Origin of the sequence: Streptomyces dioscori (genome assembly GCF_003024195.1) — a bacterium.
GTDB lineage: Bacteria > Actinomycetota > Actinomycetes > Streptomycetales > Streptomycetaceae > Streptomyces > Streptomyces dioscori.
This window is the reverse complement of sequence record NZ_KZ679043.1, coordinates 151,935-169,490: the sequence shown is the minus strand read 5'-3', so window position 1 is coordinate 169,490 and position 17,556 is coordinate 151,935. Positions and strand designations below refer to the sequence as shown.

At 71.6% G+C, this 17,556-nt stretch carries 16 protein-coding genes; 6 read left to right on the top strand and 10 right to left on the bottom strand.

What is annotated here, in order from left to right; genetic code table 11:
* Nucleotides 1-263 precede the first annotated feature (263 nt).
* The 4 genes from pepN to C6Y14_RS17055 form a co-directional block, all read right to left on the bottom strand.
* A complete protein-coding gene (gene pepN, locus C6Y14_RS17075; RefSeq protein WP_107017819.1) occupies nt 264-2,855 on the bottom strand; it encodes an aminopeptidase N in 2,592 nt (863 codons plus the stop codon).
* Between the two features lie 71 nt (nt 2,856-2,926).
* The gene (locus C6Y14_RS17070) at nt 2,927-3,439 is read right to left on the bottom strand and encodes a response regulator (protein ID WP_199854762.1); all 513 of its coding nucleotides are present in this window, start codon (nt 3,437-3,439) and stop codon (nt 2,927-2,929) included.
* Between the two features lie 151 nt (nt 3,440-3,590).
* Complete coding sequence (locus C6Y14_RS17065) at nt 3,591-3,896, bottom strand: chorismate mutase (RefSeq protein ID WP_107017818.1); 306 nt, start codon at nt 3,894-3,896, stop codon at nt 3,591-3,593.
* Nucleotides 3,897-4,083: 187 nt separating this feature from the next.
* On the bottom strand, nt 4,084-4,974 hold the full coding sequence (locus tag C6Y14_RS17055) for a helix-turn-helix domain-containing protein (RefSeq protein WP_107017553.1): 891 nt from the start codon (nt 4,972-4,974) through the stop codon (nt 4,084-4,086).
* Between the two features lie 109 nt (nt 4,975-5,083).
* On the opposite strand from C6Y14_RS17055, the gene C6Y14_RS17050 reads away from it, so the two are divergent.
* Entirely contained in the window at nt 5,084-6,838 is a 1,755-nt protein-coding gene (locus C6Y14_RS17050; RefSeq protein WP_107017552.1) for a glycoside hydrolase family 35 protein, read from the top strand.
* A 252-nt stretch (nt 6,839-7,090) separates the two neighbouring features.
* Here C6Y14_RS17050 and C6Y14_RS17045 read toward each other — a convergent pair whose 3' ends face one another.
* Nucleotides 7,091-7,873 (bottom strand): S1 family serine peptidase, encoded by a 783-nt coding sequence (locus tag C6Y14_RS17045; protein WP_107017551.1) that lies wholly within the window; start codon nt 7,871-7,873, stop codon nt 7,091-7,093.
* Between the two features lie 208 nt (nt 7,874-8,081).
* On the opposite strand from C6Y14_RS17045, the gene C6Y14_RS17040 reads away from it, so the two are divergent.
* Nucleotides 8,082-8,996, top strand: a complete 915-nt coding sequence (locus C6Y14_RS17040; RefSeq protein WP_107017550.1) for a hypothetical protein — start codon at nt 8,082-8,084, stop codon at nt 8,994-8,996.
* 245 nt (nt 8,997-9,241) lie between these two features.
* On the opposite strand, the gene C6Y14_RS17035 is transcribed toward C6Y14_RS17040, so the two are convergent.
* Together C6Y14_RS17035 and C6Y14_RS17030 are read right to left on the bottom strand one after the other, a co-directional pair.
* Entirely contained in the window at nt 9,242-10,207 is a 966-nt protein-coding gene (locus tag C6Y14_RS17035) for an SDR family oxidoreductase (protein ID WP_107017549.1), read from the bottom strand.
* Between the two features lies 1 nt (nt 10,208).
* Nucleotides 10,209-11,000 carry an SDR family oxidoreductase gene (locus tag C6Y14_RS17030; protein ID WP_225891132.1) on the bottom strand — a complete coding sequence of 264 codons (792 nt, stop codon included), beginning with the start codon at nt 10,998-11,000 and terminating at the stop codon, nt 10,209-10,211.
* 87 nt (nt 11,001-11,087) lie between these two features.
* On the opposite strand from C6Y14_RS17030, the gene C6Y14_RS17025 reads away from it, so the two are divergent.
* Genes C6Y14_RS17025 through C6Y14_RS17010 form a run of 4 tightly spaced genes read left to right on the top strand, consistent with a single transcriptional unit; the run spans nt 11,088 to nt 14,674 of the window.
* Nucleotides 11,088-11,921, top strand: a complete 834-nt coding sequence (locus C6Y14_RS17025) for an enoyl-CoA hydratase family protein (protein WP_107017548.1) — start codon at nt 11,088-11,090, stop codon at nt 11,919-11,921.
* Between the two features lie 2 nt (nt 11,922-11,923).
* Nucleotides 11,924-12,787 carry a CoA transferase subunit A gene (locus C6Y14_RS17020; protein ID WP_107017547.1) on the top strand — a complete coding sequence of 288 codons (864 nt, stop codon included), beginning with the start codon at nt 11,924-11,926 and terminating at the stop codon, nt 12,785-12,787.
* A gap of 13 nt (nt 12,788-12,800) precedes the next feature.
* A complete protein-coding gene (locus tag C6Y14_RS17015) occupies nt 12,801-13,607 on the top strand; it encodes a CoA-transferase subunit beta (RefSeq protein ID WP_107017546.1) in 807 nt (268 codons plus the stop codon).
* Entirely contained in the window at nt 13,607-14,674 is a 1,068-nt protein-coding gene (locus C6Y14_RS17010; RefSeq protein ID WP_107017545.1) for an NAD(P)H-dependent flavin oxidoreductase, read from the top strand. The genes C6Y14_RS17015 and C6Y14_RS17010 overlap by 1 nt, the downstream gene beginning before the upstream one ends.
* A gap of 68 nt (nt 14,675-14,742) precedes the next feature.
* On the opposite strand, the gene C6Y14_RS17005 is transcribed toward C6Y14_RS17010, so the two are convergent.
* From C6Y14_RS17005 to C6Y14_RS16995, 3 genes are all read right to left on the bottom strand, one after another.
* A complete protein-coding gene (locus C6Y14_RS17005) occupies nt 14,743-15,900 on the bottom strand; it encodes an acetyl-CoA C-acetyltransferase (RefSeq protein WP_107017544.1) in 1,158 nt (385 codons plus the stop codon).
* Between the two features lie 35 nt (nt 15,901-15,935).
* Nucleotides 15,936-16,547: a TetR/AcrR family transcriptional regulator gene (locus C6Y14_RS17000; RefSeq protein ID WP_107017543.1), complete on the bottom strand. Its 612-nt coding sequence runs from the start codon at nt 16,545-16,547 to the stop codon at nt 15,936-15,938.
* Nucleotides 16,548-16,709: 162 nt separating this feature from the next.
* The gene (locus C6Y14_RS16995) at nt 16,710-17,525 is read right to left on the bottom strand and encodes an SDR family oxidoreductase (protein WP_107017542.1); all 816 of its coding nucleotides are present in this window, start codon (nt 17,523-17,525) and stop codon (nt 16,710-16,712) included.
* Nucleotides 17,526-17,556 lie beyond the last annotated feature (31 nt).

The window sequence follows — 17,556 nt, the reverse complement described above, 5'->3', positions numbered from 1 at the left end:
AAAGTGTGGTGGTGGCTTTTGGCCCCCGGGGCCCCCGTCCGCGGGTGGGTGGGCGAGTGCGGCCCGGTGGGGGTGGGCCGCGCAGTTCCCCGCGCCCCTGAAGGGGCAAAAGCTGGGGGCGCAGCCCCGCTTTTGAGGGGCGCGGGGAACGGCGCGGGTCACCCCCACCGGGCCGCAGACGAACGCGCCCCCAGGGGCGCGGGGAACTGCGCGGATCACCCCCACCGGCCCGCAGCCAAACCCCCGCGCCCGCTAGCGCCGCGCTACCGCACGCGTGAGCGTAGTGCTCGGGACAAGTCGTCCAGTTGGTCCGTGAGTTTGCGGGACAGGGACGGGCTGGGGTCGGATTCCGCGAGGCAGTGTTCGCCGAGGGCGAGGGTCTCGGCGTCGATGGCGTACGCGGGGAACGCCCACCGCCCCGCCGCGTCCGCGATGGCCGGCCCCCGGCGAGCCGCGACCGCGACGGCGTCCTCGAAGTACCGCGGCACGTATGCACGTACCAGATCGGCCTGTTCGGGCTGCCAGAAGCCGCGCGCGGTGGCGGTGAAGAGGTAGTTGGACAGGTCGTCGCCTGCGAACATCGCCTCCCAGGCGGCCTGCTTGGCGACCGGGTCGGGCAGCGCGGCGCGGCAGCGGGCGGCGCCCTCCTGGCCGGTGGCGCTGGGGTCCTGGACGAGTTCGGTGTCGATGACGGCATCGTCGATCGCTCCGAGGACGGCGAGGCGGCCGAGGATGCGCCAGCGCAGTTCGGGGTCGAGTTCGGGTCCGCCGGGGACGGTGCCTTCGGAGATCCAGGCGCTGATGGTGTCGGGCTGGGCGGCGACGTCGATGAGGTGGCGTACGGCGAGGAGCCGCAGTCCTGGGTGGTCGCCGTCCTCGGTGCGGCGGAGCAGGTCGCGGCCCAGGGAGGTGAGGGTGGTGAGGGCGGCGGGCCGGTCGTGGGCGGGGAGGAAGCGGTCGGCGACCTGGCCGGCGGCGAAGGCGAGGACGCCCTGGACGATGGCGAGGTCGGTCTCTTCGGGGAGGTGGGTGCGGACGGTGTCCAGGTAGGAGGCGGGGTCGAGGTCGCCGTCGCGGACCATGTCGCGCAGGGTGTTCCACAGGACGGCCCGGGTGAGGGCGTCGGGGACGCCGGAGATGCCGCGCAGGACGGTTTTCTCGGAGTCGTCGTCGAGGCGGATCTTGGCGTAGGTGAGGTCGTGGTCGTTGGGGACGACGAGGGCGGGGCGGGTGCCGGGGCGGGGTGCGGCCGGTCCGTTCTGCGGGATGTCGGTCTCGTAGCGTTCGCGCAGGACGAGTGCGCGGTCGCTGCCGAGGTCGCGGTCGTAGACGCCGACGTTGACGCGGTGGGGGCGGCTGCCGTTCCGGTCGACGGTGAGGGTCCACTCCCCCGGCTGGGCGGTGACGGTCGCGGTGAGGGTGTCGACGCCGGTGGTGCGCAGCCAGGCTTCGGCCCAGGCGTGGACGTCGCGTTCGGTGCCGGCGGCGAGGGATTCGATGAAGTCGGCGAGGGTGGCGTTGGCGAACTTGTGGCGGGCGAAGTGGGTGTTGATGCCGGTGAGGAAGTCCTTCTCGCCGAGCCAGGCGACGAGTTGGCGCAGGGCGGAGGCGCCCTTGGCGTAGGAGATGCCGTCGAAGTTGAGGAGTGCGGAGGCGGTGTCGGGGACGGCTTCGGGGTCGGGGGCGACGGGGTGGGTGGAGGGGCGCTGGTCGGCGTCGTAGCCCCAGGCCTTGCGGACGATCCCGAAGTCGGTCCAGGTGCCGGTGAAGCGGGTGGCTTCGGTGAGGGTCTGGTAGCCCATGTACTCGGCGAAGGACTCGTTGAGCCAGATGTCGTCCCACCAGCGCAGGGTGACGAGGTCGCCGAACCACATGTGGGCCATTTCGTGGGCGATGACCATGGCGCGGGTCTGGCGTTCGGTGTCGGTGACGGCGGAGCGGTAGACGAATTCGTCGCGGAAGGTGACGAGTCCGGGGTTCTCCATGGCGCCGGCGTTGAATTCGGGGACGAACGCCTGGTCGTAGGAGTCGAAGGGGTAGGGCTCCTCGAACTTCTCGTGGTAGCGGTCGAAGCAGGCGCGGGTGATGTCGAGGATTTCGTCGGCGTCGGCTTCGAGGTGGGGGGCGAGCGAGCGGCGGCAGTGGATGCCGAAGGGCAGGCCGCGGTGTTCGGTGCGTACGGAGTGCCAGGGTCCGGCGGCGACGGCGACGAGGTAGGTGGAGATGAGCGGGGTGGGTGCGGCCTGCCAGGTGCCGTCGGCGGTGCGGGTGGTGACGCTGTTGCTGAGGACGGTCCAGTTGTCGGGGGCCGTGACGGTGAGTTCGAAGACCGCCTTAAGGTCGGGCTGGTCGAAGGCGGCGAAGACGCGCTGGACGTCGTCCATGAACAGCTGGGTGTAGAGGTAGGTCTCGCCGTCGGTGGGGTCGGTGAAGCGGTGCATGCCTTCGCCGGTGCGGGAGTAGCGCATGTCGGCGTCGACGGTCAGTTCGTGGGTGCCCGCGGTGAGGCCGGTGAGGGGGAGCCGGTTCTCGTGAAGGGCTGCCGGGTCGAGGGGGTGTCCGTCGAGGGTGGCGGAGCGCAGTTCGGCGGGCTTGAGCTCGACGAAGGTGTTCCCGCCACCGTGGCCTCCGTCACGGTCACCACTGTGGTCCCTGTGGTCCCCGTCGTGGTCACCGCTGTCGTCCCCGTCGTGGTTCCCGCCCTGGTCGCCGCGGACCGTGAAGGTGATGGTGGTGTGGGAGTGGAACGTCTCGTCGCCGCGCGTCAGGTCGAGTGCGATCTGGTAGCGGTGGACGTCGAGGAGTGTGGCACGGGTCTGCGCTTCGTCGCGCGTCAGTACGGACATGGGTGCCATGCTGCCTGATGGGCGGGGCTCGGCACAGGGGCGGCCTGGTACGGCGGCCGTGCGCCGGGGGTGGGGGGCGCCTACGCCGTGCGGCCCTGTTCCTGTTTGCGGGGAGCGGGGCGCTGGGCGGTGATCGGGGGGCCGTAGTGGGCGGTGGGTTCCTTCACGAGGGCCCGCAGTTCGCGGACCTCTCTCTCCATGGACCGGTATCGCTGGTGGGAGTCGTACAGGTAGCGGACTTTCGTGCGGAGGGTCCAGGGGTCTATGGGTTTCATGACGAGGTCGGCGACGCCGAGACGGAACGCGGCCGAGGTGAGTGCGGTGCTGCCGCCGAATCCGGTGACGAGGATGATCGGGATGAGCTGGGTCTGTTCGACGCCCCGCATGTAGCGGACGACGTCGAGGCCGCTGACGCCGGGCATGTGCACGTCGAGCAAGAGCAGGCCGACCTGCCCGCGCAGGACTTCCTTCAGCGCTTCGTCGCCGCTGGTCGCCCGGGTCAGCTGGTAGCCGAGGGGGGCCAGGGCGCTTTCCAGTGCGTAGAGCGTGTCCTCGTGGTCGTCCACTATGAGGATCTTGGCGTCCGGCGGCATGGAGCGAAGTCCCCTCGCTTGGACCAACCAGCTTAAGTCCGAACCGACTGACAGGGAGTGCTCAGCGCAGGATGCCTCATTTCGGCGCGCACGCCGAGGGGCGGGGCTCACAACGGCCTGAGAACGGGTGCGCGCCGGGGGCCGGGAGTGGTCATTCGCGGGTGTTGGTGTCCTCCGCGATGCGCTCGTGATGGCGGATGACCTCGGCGATGATGAAGTTCAGGAGTTTCTCCGCGAACGCCGGGTCGAGGTTGGCGTTTTCGGCCAGTCGTCGGAGTCTGGCGATCTGCTGGGCCTCGCGGGAGGGGTCGGCGGGCGGCAGTTGGTGGGCCGCTTTGAGGTGGCCGACCTGTTGGGTGCATTTGAAGCGCTCGGCGAGCATGTGGACGACGGCGGCGTCGATGTTGTCGATGCTCTCGCGCAGCCGGTCGAGGTCGGCACGGACGGCGGGGTCGATGCCACCGGTGCTGCCGGTGCTACCCGTGCTGCCGGTACTGCCCGTGCTGTTGCCGGCACTGCTGTTGTCGCCCGCGCCGCTGTTGTCGCCCGCGTCGCTGTCGGTGCCCGCGCCGCGCTTGTCGCCCGCGCCGCTGCTGTTGTCGGTGTTGCTGGTGGTCATGGATGCCAACCCTACGTCGGGTGTCTCAGCCGGTGGGGGTCCTCCCGATGATCGGGGGATCGTCGGGGTCGGGGACCTGGTCGCTCCAGCCGCCGGGGACCGTGTGGGCCTGTTGTTCCCGGAAGCGCACGGGTGCCATGCCGACGCGGCGGGTGAACAGGCGGGAGAAGTAGGCGGGGTCGTCGTAGCCGACGCGCCGGGCGACGGCGGCGACGGGGAGTTCGGTGGCGGCGAGGAGTTCCTTGGCGTGGCCCAGGCGGATGCCGAGGAGGTAGTCCTTGGGGCTGCAGCCGGCGCCGCGGCGGACGGCGGTGCGCAGTTCGGCGGGGGTCATGCCGTGCCGGGTGGCGTGGTCGGCGACGGTGAGGGGTTTGCAGGCGTCGCGGGCGAGGGCCTGGAGGACCTGTTCGCCGTCGGGGGCGGTGTCGGCGCGGGCGCGGCGCAGGGTGACGAGGAGTTCGTGGACGGCGGCGCTGGTCTCGACTTCGAGGAGGGGGTTGCCGCGGCGGGCGGCGCGGACGATGCGGCCGACGGTGGCGCGGGCGGCGCCGGCGTCGGAGAGGGCGACGACGGGCCGGTGCGGTTCGATGTAGCCGAGTTCGGTGTAGGTGTCGGCGGTGGGTCCGGTGAAGTCGACGAAGGCCTCGTCCCAGCCGGTGTCGGGGTCGGGCCCGTAGTGGTGCGGTACGCCGGGGGTGAGCCAGAGCAGTGCGGGCGCGGTGACCGCGGTGCGCCGTCCGTCGGGGGTACGGAACCAGCCGCGGCCGGTGCTGACGACGACGGCGACGTGGTGGTCGAGGGTGCGGGGTCCGACGGTGGGCAGGGTCCCGTGCTGGAGTCCGACACCGAGGCAGACGAGGCCGAGCCGGTGGTGGGCCGGGCCGGGAGTGAAGAACCGCATCCAGGTGTGGTACATCCGCTGTCTCCCTCCCACGGGCTGCTCAGGGCGACCGGTCAGCTGCGTCCAATCGATGCCGATCTTTGTCCATGGACCGGGCCGGCCGCCAGGGGTGAGGGTGGTGTGCATGAGCGAGTTCACGGTGGGGGACACCGATTTCCTGGTGGACGGGCGGCCGGTGCGGCTGCTGTCGGGGGCGCTGCACTACTTCCGGGTGCACGAGGGGCAGTGGGGGCACCGGCTGGCGATGCTGCGGGCGATGGGCCTCAACTGTGTGGAGACGTACGTCCCCTGGAATCTGCACGAGCCGGCGCCGGGCGTGTACCGGGACGTGGACGCGCTGGGCAGGTTCCTGGACGCGGCGCACGCGGCCGGGCTGTGGGCGATCGTGCGGCCGGGTCCGTACATCTGTGCCGAGTGGGAGAACGGCGGGCTGCCGCACTGGGTGACCGGTGGGCTCGGCGCGCGGATCCGCACCCGGGACGAGGAATTCATGGGGCCGGTGGAGCGGTGGTTCGCGCGCTTGCTGCCGCAGGTCGTGCCCCGGCAGTTCGACCGCGGCGGCCCGGTGGTCATGGTGCAGGTGGAGAACGAGTACGGCAGTTACGGCTCGGACCAGGTGTATCTGCGCCGCCTCGCCAGGCTGCTGCGTGCGGGGGGCGTACGGGTGCCGCTGTTCACGTCGGACGGCCCCGAGGACCACATGCTGACGGGCGGGTCCCTGGACGGCGTACTGGCGACGGTGAACTTCGGTTCGCAGGCGCGCGAGGCCTTCGAAACCCTGCGTCGGCACCGGCCTTCGGGGCCGTTGATGTGCATGGAGTTCTGGTGCGGCTGGTTCGACCACTGGGGCGGTGAGCACGCGGTACGTGATCCGCTGGACGCGGCGGACGCGCTGCGGGAGCTCCTGGAGTGCGGGGCGTCGGTGAACCTGTACATGGCGCACGGCGGTACGAGTTTCGCGGGCTGGGCGGGTGCCAACCGGAGTGGCGGCGCGCTGCACGACGGGGTCCTGGAGCCGGACGTGACGTCGTACGACTACGACGCGCCGATCGACGAGGCCGGCCGCCCCACCGAGAAGTTCTGGCGGTTCCGCACGCTCCTGTCCGCGCACACGGACGGCCCCCTGCCCGAACTGCCGCCCCCGCCGGCTTCGTTGAGCACCCCCGCCACCGTGGACCTGACGGACTGGGCGCCTCTCCCGGCCGTCCTCGACGCGCTCGGCGGACCGGAGACGGAGACCCCCGTACCGCCCACGTTCGAACAACTGAACGTGGACCGGGGCCTCGTGCGCTACACCGTCGACGTGCCGGGGCCGCGCCGCCCGTATCCGCTGACGGTACGAGGGCTGCGGGATCTGGCGGTCGTGTACGTCGACGGGGTGCGGGCCGGGGTGGTCACCGAGCACGAGCCGGAGCTGACGGAGCCGGTCGCGGGCCCCGCGCGGGTGGACCTGTGGGTGGAGTCGCTGGGGCGGGTCAACTACGGTCCGCGGACCGGCGAGCCGAAGGGCATCACAGGGGGTGTGCTGCACGAACGGCAGTATCTGCACGGGGTGCGGGCGCGGGCGCTGCGGCTGGACGCGTTCGACGCGGGGGTGGCGGGGGTGCCGTTCGAGCCGGTGCCCTCGCGGTCCGCCCCCGGCCTCTACCGCGGCACGGTCACGGTGTCGGCCCCCGGCGACGCCCGCCTCGAACTCCCCGGCTGGACCAGGGGCTTCGCCTGGCTGAACGGCTTCAACCTGGGCCGCTACTGGTCGGCGGGCCCCCAGCCGACCCTCCACGTCCCGGCCCCGACCTTGAGGCAGGGCCAAAACGAGATCTGGCTACTGGAACTGGAATCCACCGCACTCCCACCAACGCTTTCACCTATTGACTTCTAGGTCAGCGGGGCTTCTGTTTCGTTTCGGGGGCGCGGGGACCGGGGACCGGCGTAGTCTTTGGCTTTTCGCCTTTTAGGGGCGCGGGGAACGGCGCAATCTTTGGGCCTTTCGCCCTTAAGGGGCGCGGGGAACGGCGCAGTCTTTTGGCTTTTAAGGGGCGCGGGGAACGGCGCGACCAGCCACAACGCGCCCGCAGACAAAAATCGGGCGCCCCCGGCAAAAACCGGGAACGCCCCCCACTGGAAGTGCAAGCTAAAGCGAAGCGGCAGCCCGAGCTATCGCAGAGGCAAACGTCGACACCTCGGTATAAACCCCCGGCACCATGGGCCGCGCACACCCATCACCCCAGCTGACGATCCCGATCTGAAGCCACTTCCCCGCATCGTCCTTGCGGAACATCGGCCCCCCGGAATCCCCCTGACAGGTGTCGACCCCACCACGAGGAACCCCCGCACAGATCTCCTGCGAGGCGATCAACCGCCCCCCGTAGTGCCGCTTGCACTGCCGGTCGGCCACAAACGGCACCTTGGCCTTGAGCAGCTTCACAGAGCCGGTGTTCGCGTTCTCCGCGGGGTCACCCCACCCGGCGATGGTGAACGTCCCCCTGTTGTACCGGGTGGTCGTCGCGATCTTCAGCGTCGGCAGGTCGATGGGCCGGGCGAGCTTGATGAGCGCCCAGTCCTTGCCGTTGCCGTTGTAGCCCGGCGCCTGCACGACCTTGGTCGACTTGACCTTGATCGCACCGGACGCACCGAGGTTGGCGACCCCCGCGGTCGCGGTGATACGGGTCGTGTTGCCCGAGCCGTCCACGCAGTGCGCGGCGGTCAGGACGACGTCCTTCTTGTAGAGCGAGCCGCCGCAGCCCATGGACAGGCTGACCATGAACGGGAACTCACCCTGCGCCGCGGGCGCGCCGCCGACTATGGGGGTGGGCGCGGCGTGCGCGGCGACGGGCTGGAGGCTGGCGGTCGCGAGAGCGACGGCACCGACCGCCGCGGCCCGCCGAAAGGCGGATCTCCTGAGGAGACCGAGCATGCTATTGGTCAACTTGTTCCCTTTCGCGGGGGGTTGGGCGCACAGAAGAGTGCACAAAAGAGCGCACAGAAGTATGAAGATCATGCGGCATGTGAGGCAAGGGTGGATGTCACGTACACGTCGGGCAACCCAACCCGAGAGAATTCGCTCGCGTCCCCTTAAGGTGGAATGAGGTTCGGGGCCTCTTCGGGGCTTTGGGGGTTCGGGCGTGGCGAACGGCGGTCCGGTCAAGCACGGCTACCCGCACCTGGAGACGGTGCGCGCGGCGGTCACCGCGCTGTACAAGCGGCTCTCGTACGACACGGTCCACACGTTCGCCGCCAGCGTGGCCCCCGCCGACGTGGCGTTCTGCGACACGGACGACCTGTATCTGGGAGCGCAGCGGGTGGCGCGCGAGCTGGTGCGCCACTTCCGGCTGCCGGACGCCCGCATGATCGTGAGCTTCCGGGAGATGGAGCACGCGGCGAGTGTCGAGCTGGCCGCGGGCCCGGAGTACTTCATCGAGCTGAACGACCGCTTCCGTACCCATCGGCGGGACATCGGCGCCGCGCTGGCGCACGAGGTGATGCACGTCTGTCTGCACCGCCTGGACCTGTCGTTCCCCGGCACCCGGGACAACGAGATCCTCACGGACACGGCGACGACGTATCTCGGTGCGGGCTGGCTGCTGCTGGACGCGTACCGGGAGGACGCGTCGTCCTCGCAGAAGCTCGGCTATCTGACGCCGGAGGAGTTCGGGTACGTGCTGGCCAAGCGGTCCCTGGTGTTCGGTGAGGATCCCGCGACCTGGTTCACCAGTCCGCAGGCGTACACGGCGTACACGCGCGGCCTGGCGCAGGCCAGGGAGGACGAGCGGCAGCCGCCGCTGACCGCGGCGGGGTGGGCGGGGCGGCGCCGCTACGCGAAGGACCGCCGCCACGCCCAGGGCCGCGTCGTCGCGGCCGTGCCCGGTTCCGCGTCCGCGTCTGCGGGCGCGTCGTACGCCTTCACTCCGGACGGGCACGGTCCGCTACGGGTCTCGTTCCCGTGCCCGACCTGTCATCAGCGGATCCGGGTGCCGGTCAGGGGGCGGGTGCGGGCGCGCTGCGGGCTCTGCCGCACGGTGCTGGAGTGCGACACGTAGCACTGGCGTGGGCGTGCCGGTCGCCGTGACCTTGGGGCGGGGGCCGGGGGCCGGGGGCCGGGGTTGTGGGGCCTACGGCCGTGGGGCCTGGGGCCTGGGGCCTGGGGCCTGGGGCCTGGGGCCTGGGGCCGCCTGGGGACGTGGGCGGGTGCGGGCGCGTCGGGGCTGGGCGCGCAGTTCCCCCGCGCCCCTTAAAGGTGCAGTAAGCGCCGGGGCTGCCCCGCGTGGGCGCTCGCGTCCTGTACTTACTGCGTTCCGTGGACCGGGGTCGGGGCCTCGGACCGTGCGAGGAGTTCCCGTGCTGTGGCTCCGGCCTCGGCGGGGGTCCACCGGGACCCCTTGTCGACGCCGGGGCCGGGCCGCCAGCCGTCCATGACGGTGATCCGGCCGCCCTCGGTCTCGAAGACCCGGCCGGTGACCCCGGCGCTCGCGGCCGAGCCGAGCCAGACGACGAGCGGTGACACGTTCTCGGGGGCCATGGCGTCGAAACCGCTGTCCGGCGCGGCCATGGCCTGGGCGAAGGCCGTCTCGGTCATCCGGGTCCGCGCGGCCGGCGCGATGGCGTTGACCTGCACTCCGTAGCGCCCCATTTCGGCGGCGGCCACCAGGGTGAGCCCGATGATGCCGGCCTTGGCCGCGCTGTAGTTGCCCTGCCCGACGGACCCGGAAAGACCGGCTCCGGAGCTGGTGTTGACGATCCGGGCCTGCGGCACGAGCCCCGCTTTCGCCTGCGTCCGCCAGTGCGCGGCGGCGTGCTTCAGCGGCAGGAAGTGGCCCTTCAGGTGGACGCGCATGACGGCGTCCCAGTCGTCCTCGTCGAGATTGACCAGCATGCGGTCGCGCAGGAACCCGGCGTTGTTCACGAGTGTGTCGAGTCGTCCGAAGGCGTCGAGCGCCGCCTGCACGAGGGACGCGGCGCCCTCGGTCGTCGCGATGTCCCCGGCGTGCGCGACGGCCTCGCCGCCCGCCGCGCGGATCTCCTCGACGACCTGCCGGGCCGGGGTGTCGGCGCCCGGGGAACCGTCGAGTCCGACGCCCAGGTCGTTGACGACGACGCGCGCCCCCTCGGCCGCGAAGGCGAGCGCGTGGGCCCGCCCGAGCCCGCGCCCGGCGCCCGTGACGGCCACCACCCGCCCGTCGCAGAGACCGGCGCCGGCGCCTGTGCCTGGACCTGGACCCGTGCCTGCGCCTGTGCTTGTGCCTGAGGTCATGTCAGTGCTCCCTGTCGGGCTTGTTGACGGTCGCGGCGTCCAGGAAGGCGGGCCGTTCGCCGCCGCCGTGGACGAGGAGGCCGGCCCCGGTGATGTACGCGGCGGCGTCCGACGCGAGGAAGACGGCCGCCCTGCCGATGTCCGTGGGCACCGCGAGGCGCCCCAGCGGGACGGTGCGGGAGACGGCCTCGATGCCGTCCTCGCCGCCGTAGTGGAGGTGCGACAGCTCGGTGCGGACCATCCCGACCACGAGCGTGTTGACCCGCACCTCCGGTGCCCACTCCGCGGCCATCGAGCGGGCCAGGTTCTCCAGTCCGGCCTTCGCGGCCCCGTAGGCCGCCGTGCCGGGCGAGGGCCGGGTCCCGCTGACGCTGCCGATCATCACGATGGAACCCCGGGCACGCTTGAGCAGGTCGTACGCCGCCAGGGAGGCCGTGAGCGGTGCGACGAGGTTGAGGTCGATCACGCGCGCGTGCCGCTCGGCCTCCGTCCCGGCGAGCAGCCGGTGGGGGGCGCCGCCCGCGTTGTTGACGAGAACGTCGAGCCGGGTCAGCCGCCCGAAGAAGGCCCGGACGGCCGGCGGGTCCCGCAGGTCGAGGGGGGCGAACTCGACGCCGTCGAGCGGCGCTTGCGGCGGTCTGCGGGCACAGACCACCACCTCGTCGCCCGCCTCGGCGAACGCCCGCGCGATCCCGGCGCCGACGCCCTTGGTCCCGCCCGTGACCACCACGAGCCGCCTGCCCGGCCGCTCGCCGGGCACCCCGTCCGATCGCCCGCCCGGCCAGTTGTCCACAGGGCCTCCCGCCCGTCGGCATTCGCTGTTACCTTCGACTGAGATCGCACCTAACAAACGTTTGGTGGAAAGGTAGCTGATGCGTCCATGGGTGTCTCCACCTCGTCCCCGGAAAAGGGGATTTCCGTCGTCACGGTCGACTTCCCGCCGGTGAACGCGCTGCCGGTGAGCGGCTGGTCGGAGCTGGCCGACGCCGTGCGCGCGGCGGGCCGCGACGCCGGGAACCGCTGTGTGGTGCTGGCCGCCGAGGGCCGGGGGTTCAACGCGGGCGTGGACATCAAGGAGATACAGGCGGAGGGCGACGGCGCCCTGCTCGGCGCCAACCGCGGCTGCGCCGAGGCCTTCGCGGCGGTGTACGAGTGCGAGGTGCCGGTGGTGGCGGAGGTGCACGGCTTCTGCCTGGGCGGCGGGATAGGACTGGTGGGCAACGCGGACGCGATCGTGGCGAGCGACGACGCCACCTTCGGGCTGCCCGAGCTGGACCGGGGCGCGCTGGGCGCGGCCACCCATCTGTCCCGGCTGGTGCCTCAGCATCTGATGCGCGCGCTGTACTACACCTCGCGCACGGCGACCGCGGCGGAGTTGCACGGGCACGGCTCGGTGTGGCGCGTCGTGGCGCGCGACCGGCTGCGCGCGGCCGTGCTGGAGCTGGCCCGGGAGATCGCGGGCAAGGACGGCCGGCTGATCCGGCTCGCCAAGGCCGCGATCAACGGCATCGATTCCGTCGACGTGCGCCGCAGCTACCGCTTCGAGCAGGGCTTCACGTTCGAGGCGGCCCTCGACGGCACGGGCGAGCGTGTGCGGAACACGTTCGGAGCCGGGGCCGGGCCCGAAGCCCGCGACACGGCCGGAGCCCGGGACACGGCCCAGAACCGGGACCCACACGGGGTCCAGGACACCCTCGGGAAGGAGGGCGGGTAGGGATGGGCGACAAGACGATGACCGCCGACGAGGCCGTCTCCCGGCTGGAGAGCGGGATGACCCTCGGCATCGGAGGCTGGGGCTCCCGCCGTAAACCGATGGCTCTCGTACGGGCGCTGCTCCGCACCCCGGTCACCGATCTCACGGTCGTGTCGTACGGCGGCCCGGACGTCGGCATGCTGGCGGCGGCCGGGCGGATACGGAAACTGGTCGCCCCTTTCGCGACGCTCGACTCGATCCCGCTCGAACCGCACTACCGGGCGGCCCGGGAGAGCGGCTCGCTCGAACTGATGGAGATCGACGAGGCGATGTTCATGTGGGGACTGCGGGCAGCCGCCAACCGCCTCCCCTTCCTGCCGGTGCGGGCCGGCATCGGTTCGGACGTGATGCGGGTCAACCCCGGTCTGCGTACGGTCACTTCGCCGTACGAGGACGAGTCGACGGGCGTGCACGAGACCTTCGTGGCCATGCCCGCCCTGCGGCTGGACGCGGCGCTGGTGCATGTGAACCGCGCCGACCGCGCGGGCAACGGCCAGTATCTGGGCCCCGATCCGTACTTCGACGACTTGTTCTGCGAGGCGGCCCGGACGGCGTACGTGTCCTGTGAGCGGATCGTCGACACGGCGGAGCTGACGAAGGTGGCACCGCCCCAGACCCTGCTGATCAAGCGACTGAACGTGAGCGGTGTGGTGGAGGCACCGGGCGGCGCGCACTTCACGTCGTGCGCGCCCGACCACGACCGGGACGAGGCCTTCCAGCGGCTCTACGCGTCCATGCCGTGGTCCGAGTTCGCCGAGAGGTTCCTCGCGGGCGACGAACAGGCCTACCGGACCGCCGTCGAGGCGTGGCACGAGGAGCAGACATGAGCGAGGAGCAGTCATGAGCGCGGTGCCGAGCACGTCCCCGGGCGCGGCTCCGGACGCATCGTCGGGCGCGACCGCGAGCGTGTCCCGGAATGGTGTGAGCCGTGCCGAGTACTGCGTGATCGCCTGCGCGGAGGCGTGGCGCGGCGACGGCGAGATACTGGCCAGCCCGATGGGCCCGATCCCGTCGATAGGGGCCCGCCTCGCCCGGCGCACCTTCTCGCCCGAGCTGCTGCTGACCGACGGCGAGGCGCTGCTGGTCGGTCCGGACGGCGCCCCGGAGGGCTGGTTGCCGTACCGGCAGCATCTGGCCCTGGTGGCCGGCGGGCGCCGGCACGTGATGATGGGCGCGAGCCAGATCGACCGTTTCGGCAACCAGAACATCTCCTGCGTGGGCGACTGGGAGCGGCCCACCCGGCAGTTGCTCGGGGTGCGGGGCGGTCCGGTCAACACGTTGAACAACCCGGTCAGTTACTGGGTGCCCAGACACTCGGCGCGGGTCTTCGTGGCGAAGGTCGACATGATCGGCGGGGTGGGGTACGACAGCGCCGCGGCGGCGGGTCCCACGGCGACCCGTTTCCACCGCATCCCGCGGGTGGTGTCGAACCTCGGGGTGTTCGACTTCGCGACCGCGGACCGTTCGATGCGGCTCGCCTCGCTGCATCCGGGGGTGACGGTCGAGGAGGTGGTCGCGGCGACGGGCTTCGAGCTGAGCGTCCCGGACGGCGTCCCGTACACCCGTGAGCCGTCCCCGGCGGAACTGAGGACGATCCGCGAGGACCTGGACCCGGAGGGTCTGCGCGACCGGGAGGTCAAGGGCTGATGGAGACCGCCCTCACGCGGCTCGTCGGTGTCCGGTGTCCGATCGTGCAGACGGGGATGGGCTGGGTGGCGGGCCCGCGCCTGGTCTCCGCGACGGCGAACGCGGGCGCGCTGGGCATACTCGCCTCCGCGACGATGACGCCCGACCAGCTGCGGGCGGCGATCCGCGAGGTCGTATCCCGTACGGAGGCCCCGTTCGGGGTGAACCTCCGGGCGGACGCGGGGGATGCCCGCGAGCGTGTCCGGATCATCGTGGAGGAGGGGGTGAAGGTCGCCTCGTTCGCGCTCGCGCCGTCCCGTGAGCTGATCGCCGAGCTGAAGGACGCGGGTGTGGTCGTCATCCCCTCGATCGGGGCCCGCCGTCATGCCGAGAAGGTCGCGGCGTGGGGAGCGGACGCGGTGATCGTGCAGGGCGGCGAGGGCGGCGGCCACACCGGCGAGGTGGCGACCAGCGTGCTCCTCCCCCAGGTCGTGGACGCGGTCGGCATACCCGTCGTCGCCGCGGGCGGCTTCTTCGACGGCCGGGGTCTGGTCGCGGCGCTCGCGTACGGCGCGGCGGGCGTCGCCATGGGCACCCGGTTCCTGCTCACCTCGGACTCGACGGTGCCGGACGCGGTGAAGGCCCGGTATCTCGCGGCCACGGTCAAGGACGTCACGGTGACGACCGCCGTGGACGGCCTGCCGCACCGCATGCTCCGTACGGAGCTGGTCGCTTCCCTGGAGGGAGCGGGCCGTACGAGAACGCTGACCCGGGCGGTGCGCAGGGCCGCCGCCTTCAGAAGGCTTTCGGGTCTCGGCTGGCCCCAGTTGATCCGCGACGGCCTGGCGATGAAGCACGGCAAGGACCTGACCTGGAGCCAGGTCCTGCTGGCCGCCAACACGCCCATGCTCCTGCGGGCGTCCATGGTGGAGGGCCGTACGGACCTGGGGGTGATGGCGTCGGGCCAGGTGGCAGGTGTGATCGACGACGTGCCGTCGTGCGCGGACCTGGTGGAGAGGGTGATGGCCGAAGCCCACCGGACACTCCGCGCACTCCCTGATCCGGGCCCACTGAGGGCGCCCCGCTAGGGGTGCTTGTCCTGGGGGCGCGGGGAACTGCGTGAACGGCCCCCACCGGCCGGCACCCGACAAGAGACCTACAGCCGCTCGACGACAGTCACGTTCGCCTGCCCCCCGCCCTCACACATCGTCTGCAACCCGAACCGCCCCCCGACCCGCTCCAGTTCGTGCAGCAGGGTCGTCATCAGCTTCACCCCCGTGGCCCCCAGGGGGTGCCCCAGCGCGATCGCGCCCCCATTGACGTTGACCCGGTCGGGATCCGCACCCGTCTCCTTCAGCCAGGCGAGGACGACAGGCGCGAACGCCTCGTTGATCTCGACTAGATCGATCTCGCCGATGGACATCCCGGCCTTCTTCAGGGCGTACGCGGTCGCGGGAATCGGCGCCGACAGCATCCGTATCGGGTCCTCTCCCCGTACGGAGAGGTGGTGCACGCGCGCCCGGGGGGTGAGCCCGTGCTCCCGGACGGCCCGTTCGGAGGCGAGCAGCATCGCGGCGGCCCCGTCGGACACCTGTGAGGAGCAGGCCGCGGTGATGGTGCCGCCCTCGACCACCGGTCGCAGGCCCGCCATCTTCTCCAGCGAGGTGTCCCGCCGCGGCCCCTCGTCGACCGTGACGTCCCCGAACGGCACGGTCTCCCGGGCGAAGCGGCCCTCGTCGATCGCGCGGAGCGCCCGCTGGTGGGACCGCAGGGCGAACTCCTCCTGGTCCCGCCGGCTGATCCCCCACTTGGCCGCGATGGACTCGGCGCCGAGGAACTGGTTGACGGGCCGGTCCCCGTACCGGGCGCGCCATCCCTCGCTGCCCGCGAACGGTCCCTCGGTGAGGCCCAGCGGCTCGGCGGCCTGGCGGGAGGCGAAGGCGATGGGGATCTGCGTCATGTTCTGGACGCCGCCCGCGACGACGAGGTCCTGTGTGCCCGACAGGACACCCTGGGCGGCGAAGTGCAGGGCCTGCTGCGAGGAGCCGCACTGCCGGTCGATCGTCACGCCCGGGACCTCCTCGGGCAGTCCGGCCGCCAGCCAGGACGTGCGGGCGATGTCACCGGCCTGCGGTCCCACCGCGTCCAGACAGCCGAAGACGACGTCCTCGACCGCGGCCGGGTCGACTCCGGAGCGCGCGACCAGTGCCTTCAGCACGTGCGCTCCCAGGTCGGCCGGGTGGACTCCGCTCAGGCCGCCCTTGCGACGCCCCACGGGTGTACGGACCGCTTCGACGATGTAGGCCTCGGCCATGCCAACTCCCCTGGATCAGCTGCGTTCGGGTGCGATCAACCGCGTACGGCGATCCCGTCCAGCACCATCGACAGGTACTGGCGGGCGATCTCGTCCGGGCTGTGCTGTCCGCCGGGCCGGTACCAGGACGCGGCGACCCACACGGTGTCGCGCACGAACCGGTAGGTGAGCCGGATGTCGAGGTCGTCCCGGAAGACCTCGCCGGCCACGCCCCGCTCCAGCGTGGCGAGCCACGCCTTCTCGAACTTGCGCTGCGACTCGGCGAGGAACGCGAAGCGCTCCTGCGCGACGAGTTGCCTGGACTCCTTCTGGTAGATCGCGACGGCCGCGCGGTGCCGGTCGATCTCCCGGAACGACTCGGTGACCAGGGCCTCCAGCGTCTCGCGCGGGCCCAGTTCGGCGTCGAGGACGGTGTCGTAGCCGTCCCACAGCTCGTCGAGGAAGGTCCGCAGGATCTCCTCCAGCATCGATTCCTTGGAGTCGAAGTGGTAGTAGAGGCTGCCCGCGAGCATCCCCGCGTGGTCCGCGATCTTGCGCACGGTGGTGGCGTTGTAGCCCTGCTCGGCGAAGACCTCGGCGGCGGTGCCGAGGAGTTCACGGCGCCGCGCGGGCGAGGCGGTCACCTGGGGCTTCTTCTTGGTAGGCACGCCCCCATTGTGGGCCGTGGGCCTCTCAAGGGCCGCGGGGCGCAGCCCCCGCCCCTCAAGGGGGGCGGGGAACTGCGCAATCGTTGAGGCCGACCCCCACGGCCCTGCGGACGCACCACCACACCACCACCCCCGACCCCATGGCCAACCCCAGCGGAGCGCTCACGCATGCTGGCTGCTCACGGAGACCACCTCACCCGTCAGATACGAGGAGTACCCGGACGCCAGGAACACGATCACATTGGCCACCTCCCACGGCTCCGCATACCGCCCGAACGCCTCGCGGGCCGTCAGCTCCGCCAGCAGTTCGGGGGTCGTCACCTTCACCAGATGCGGATGCATGGCGAGGCTCGGTGAGACGGCGTTGACCCGTACTCCGAATTCCGCCGCCTCCGCCGCCGCGCAGCGGGTCAGCGCCATCACGCCCGCTTTCGCCGCCGCGTAGTGCGCCTGGCCGGCCTGGGCGCGCCAGCCGACGACGGAGGCGTTGTTGACGATCACACCGCCGTGGCCGCCCTCGCCGTTGCCGCCCTGGCCGTCGCCGCCGTCGCGGAAGGCGCGCAGAGCCGCGCGCATGCACCGGAACGTGCCGTTCAGTGTCACGTCGAGCACTCTCGACCACTGTTCGTCGCTCATGTCGACGAGGTGCGAAGTACCGCCGAGTCCCGCGTTGTTGACCACGATGTCGAGCCGCCCGTGCAGCCGCAGGGCCGTGCCGAAGAGCGCCTGCACCTGGGCTTCGTCGGTGACGTCGCAGGTGAGCGCCGCGACCCCTTCGAACTCGGCCGCGAGCTCCGCCTCGTACTCCTTGAGCCGTCGCTCGTGCGCGTCGCTGATCAGTACGCGTGCGCCCTCCTCCAGGAAGCGGCGGGCCGTGGCACCGCCGATGCCCGCGCCGGCGGCGGCCGTGATGACGGCGGTGCGTCCCTTCAGCAGCCCGTGCCCGGGCTCGTACACCGGACCCTCGACGTCTGTCATAGGGCCACGCTAACCTACCAAACACTTGTTA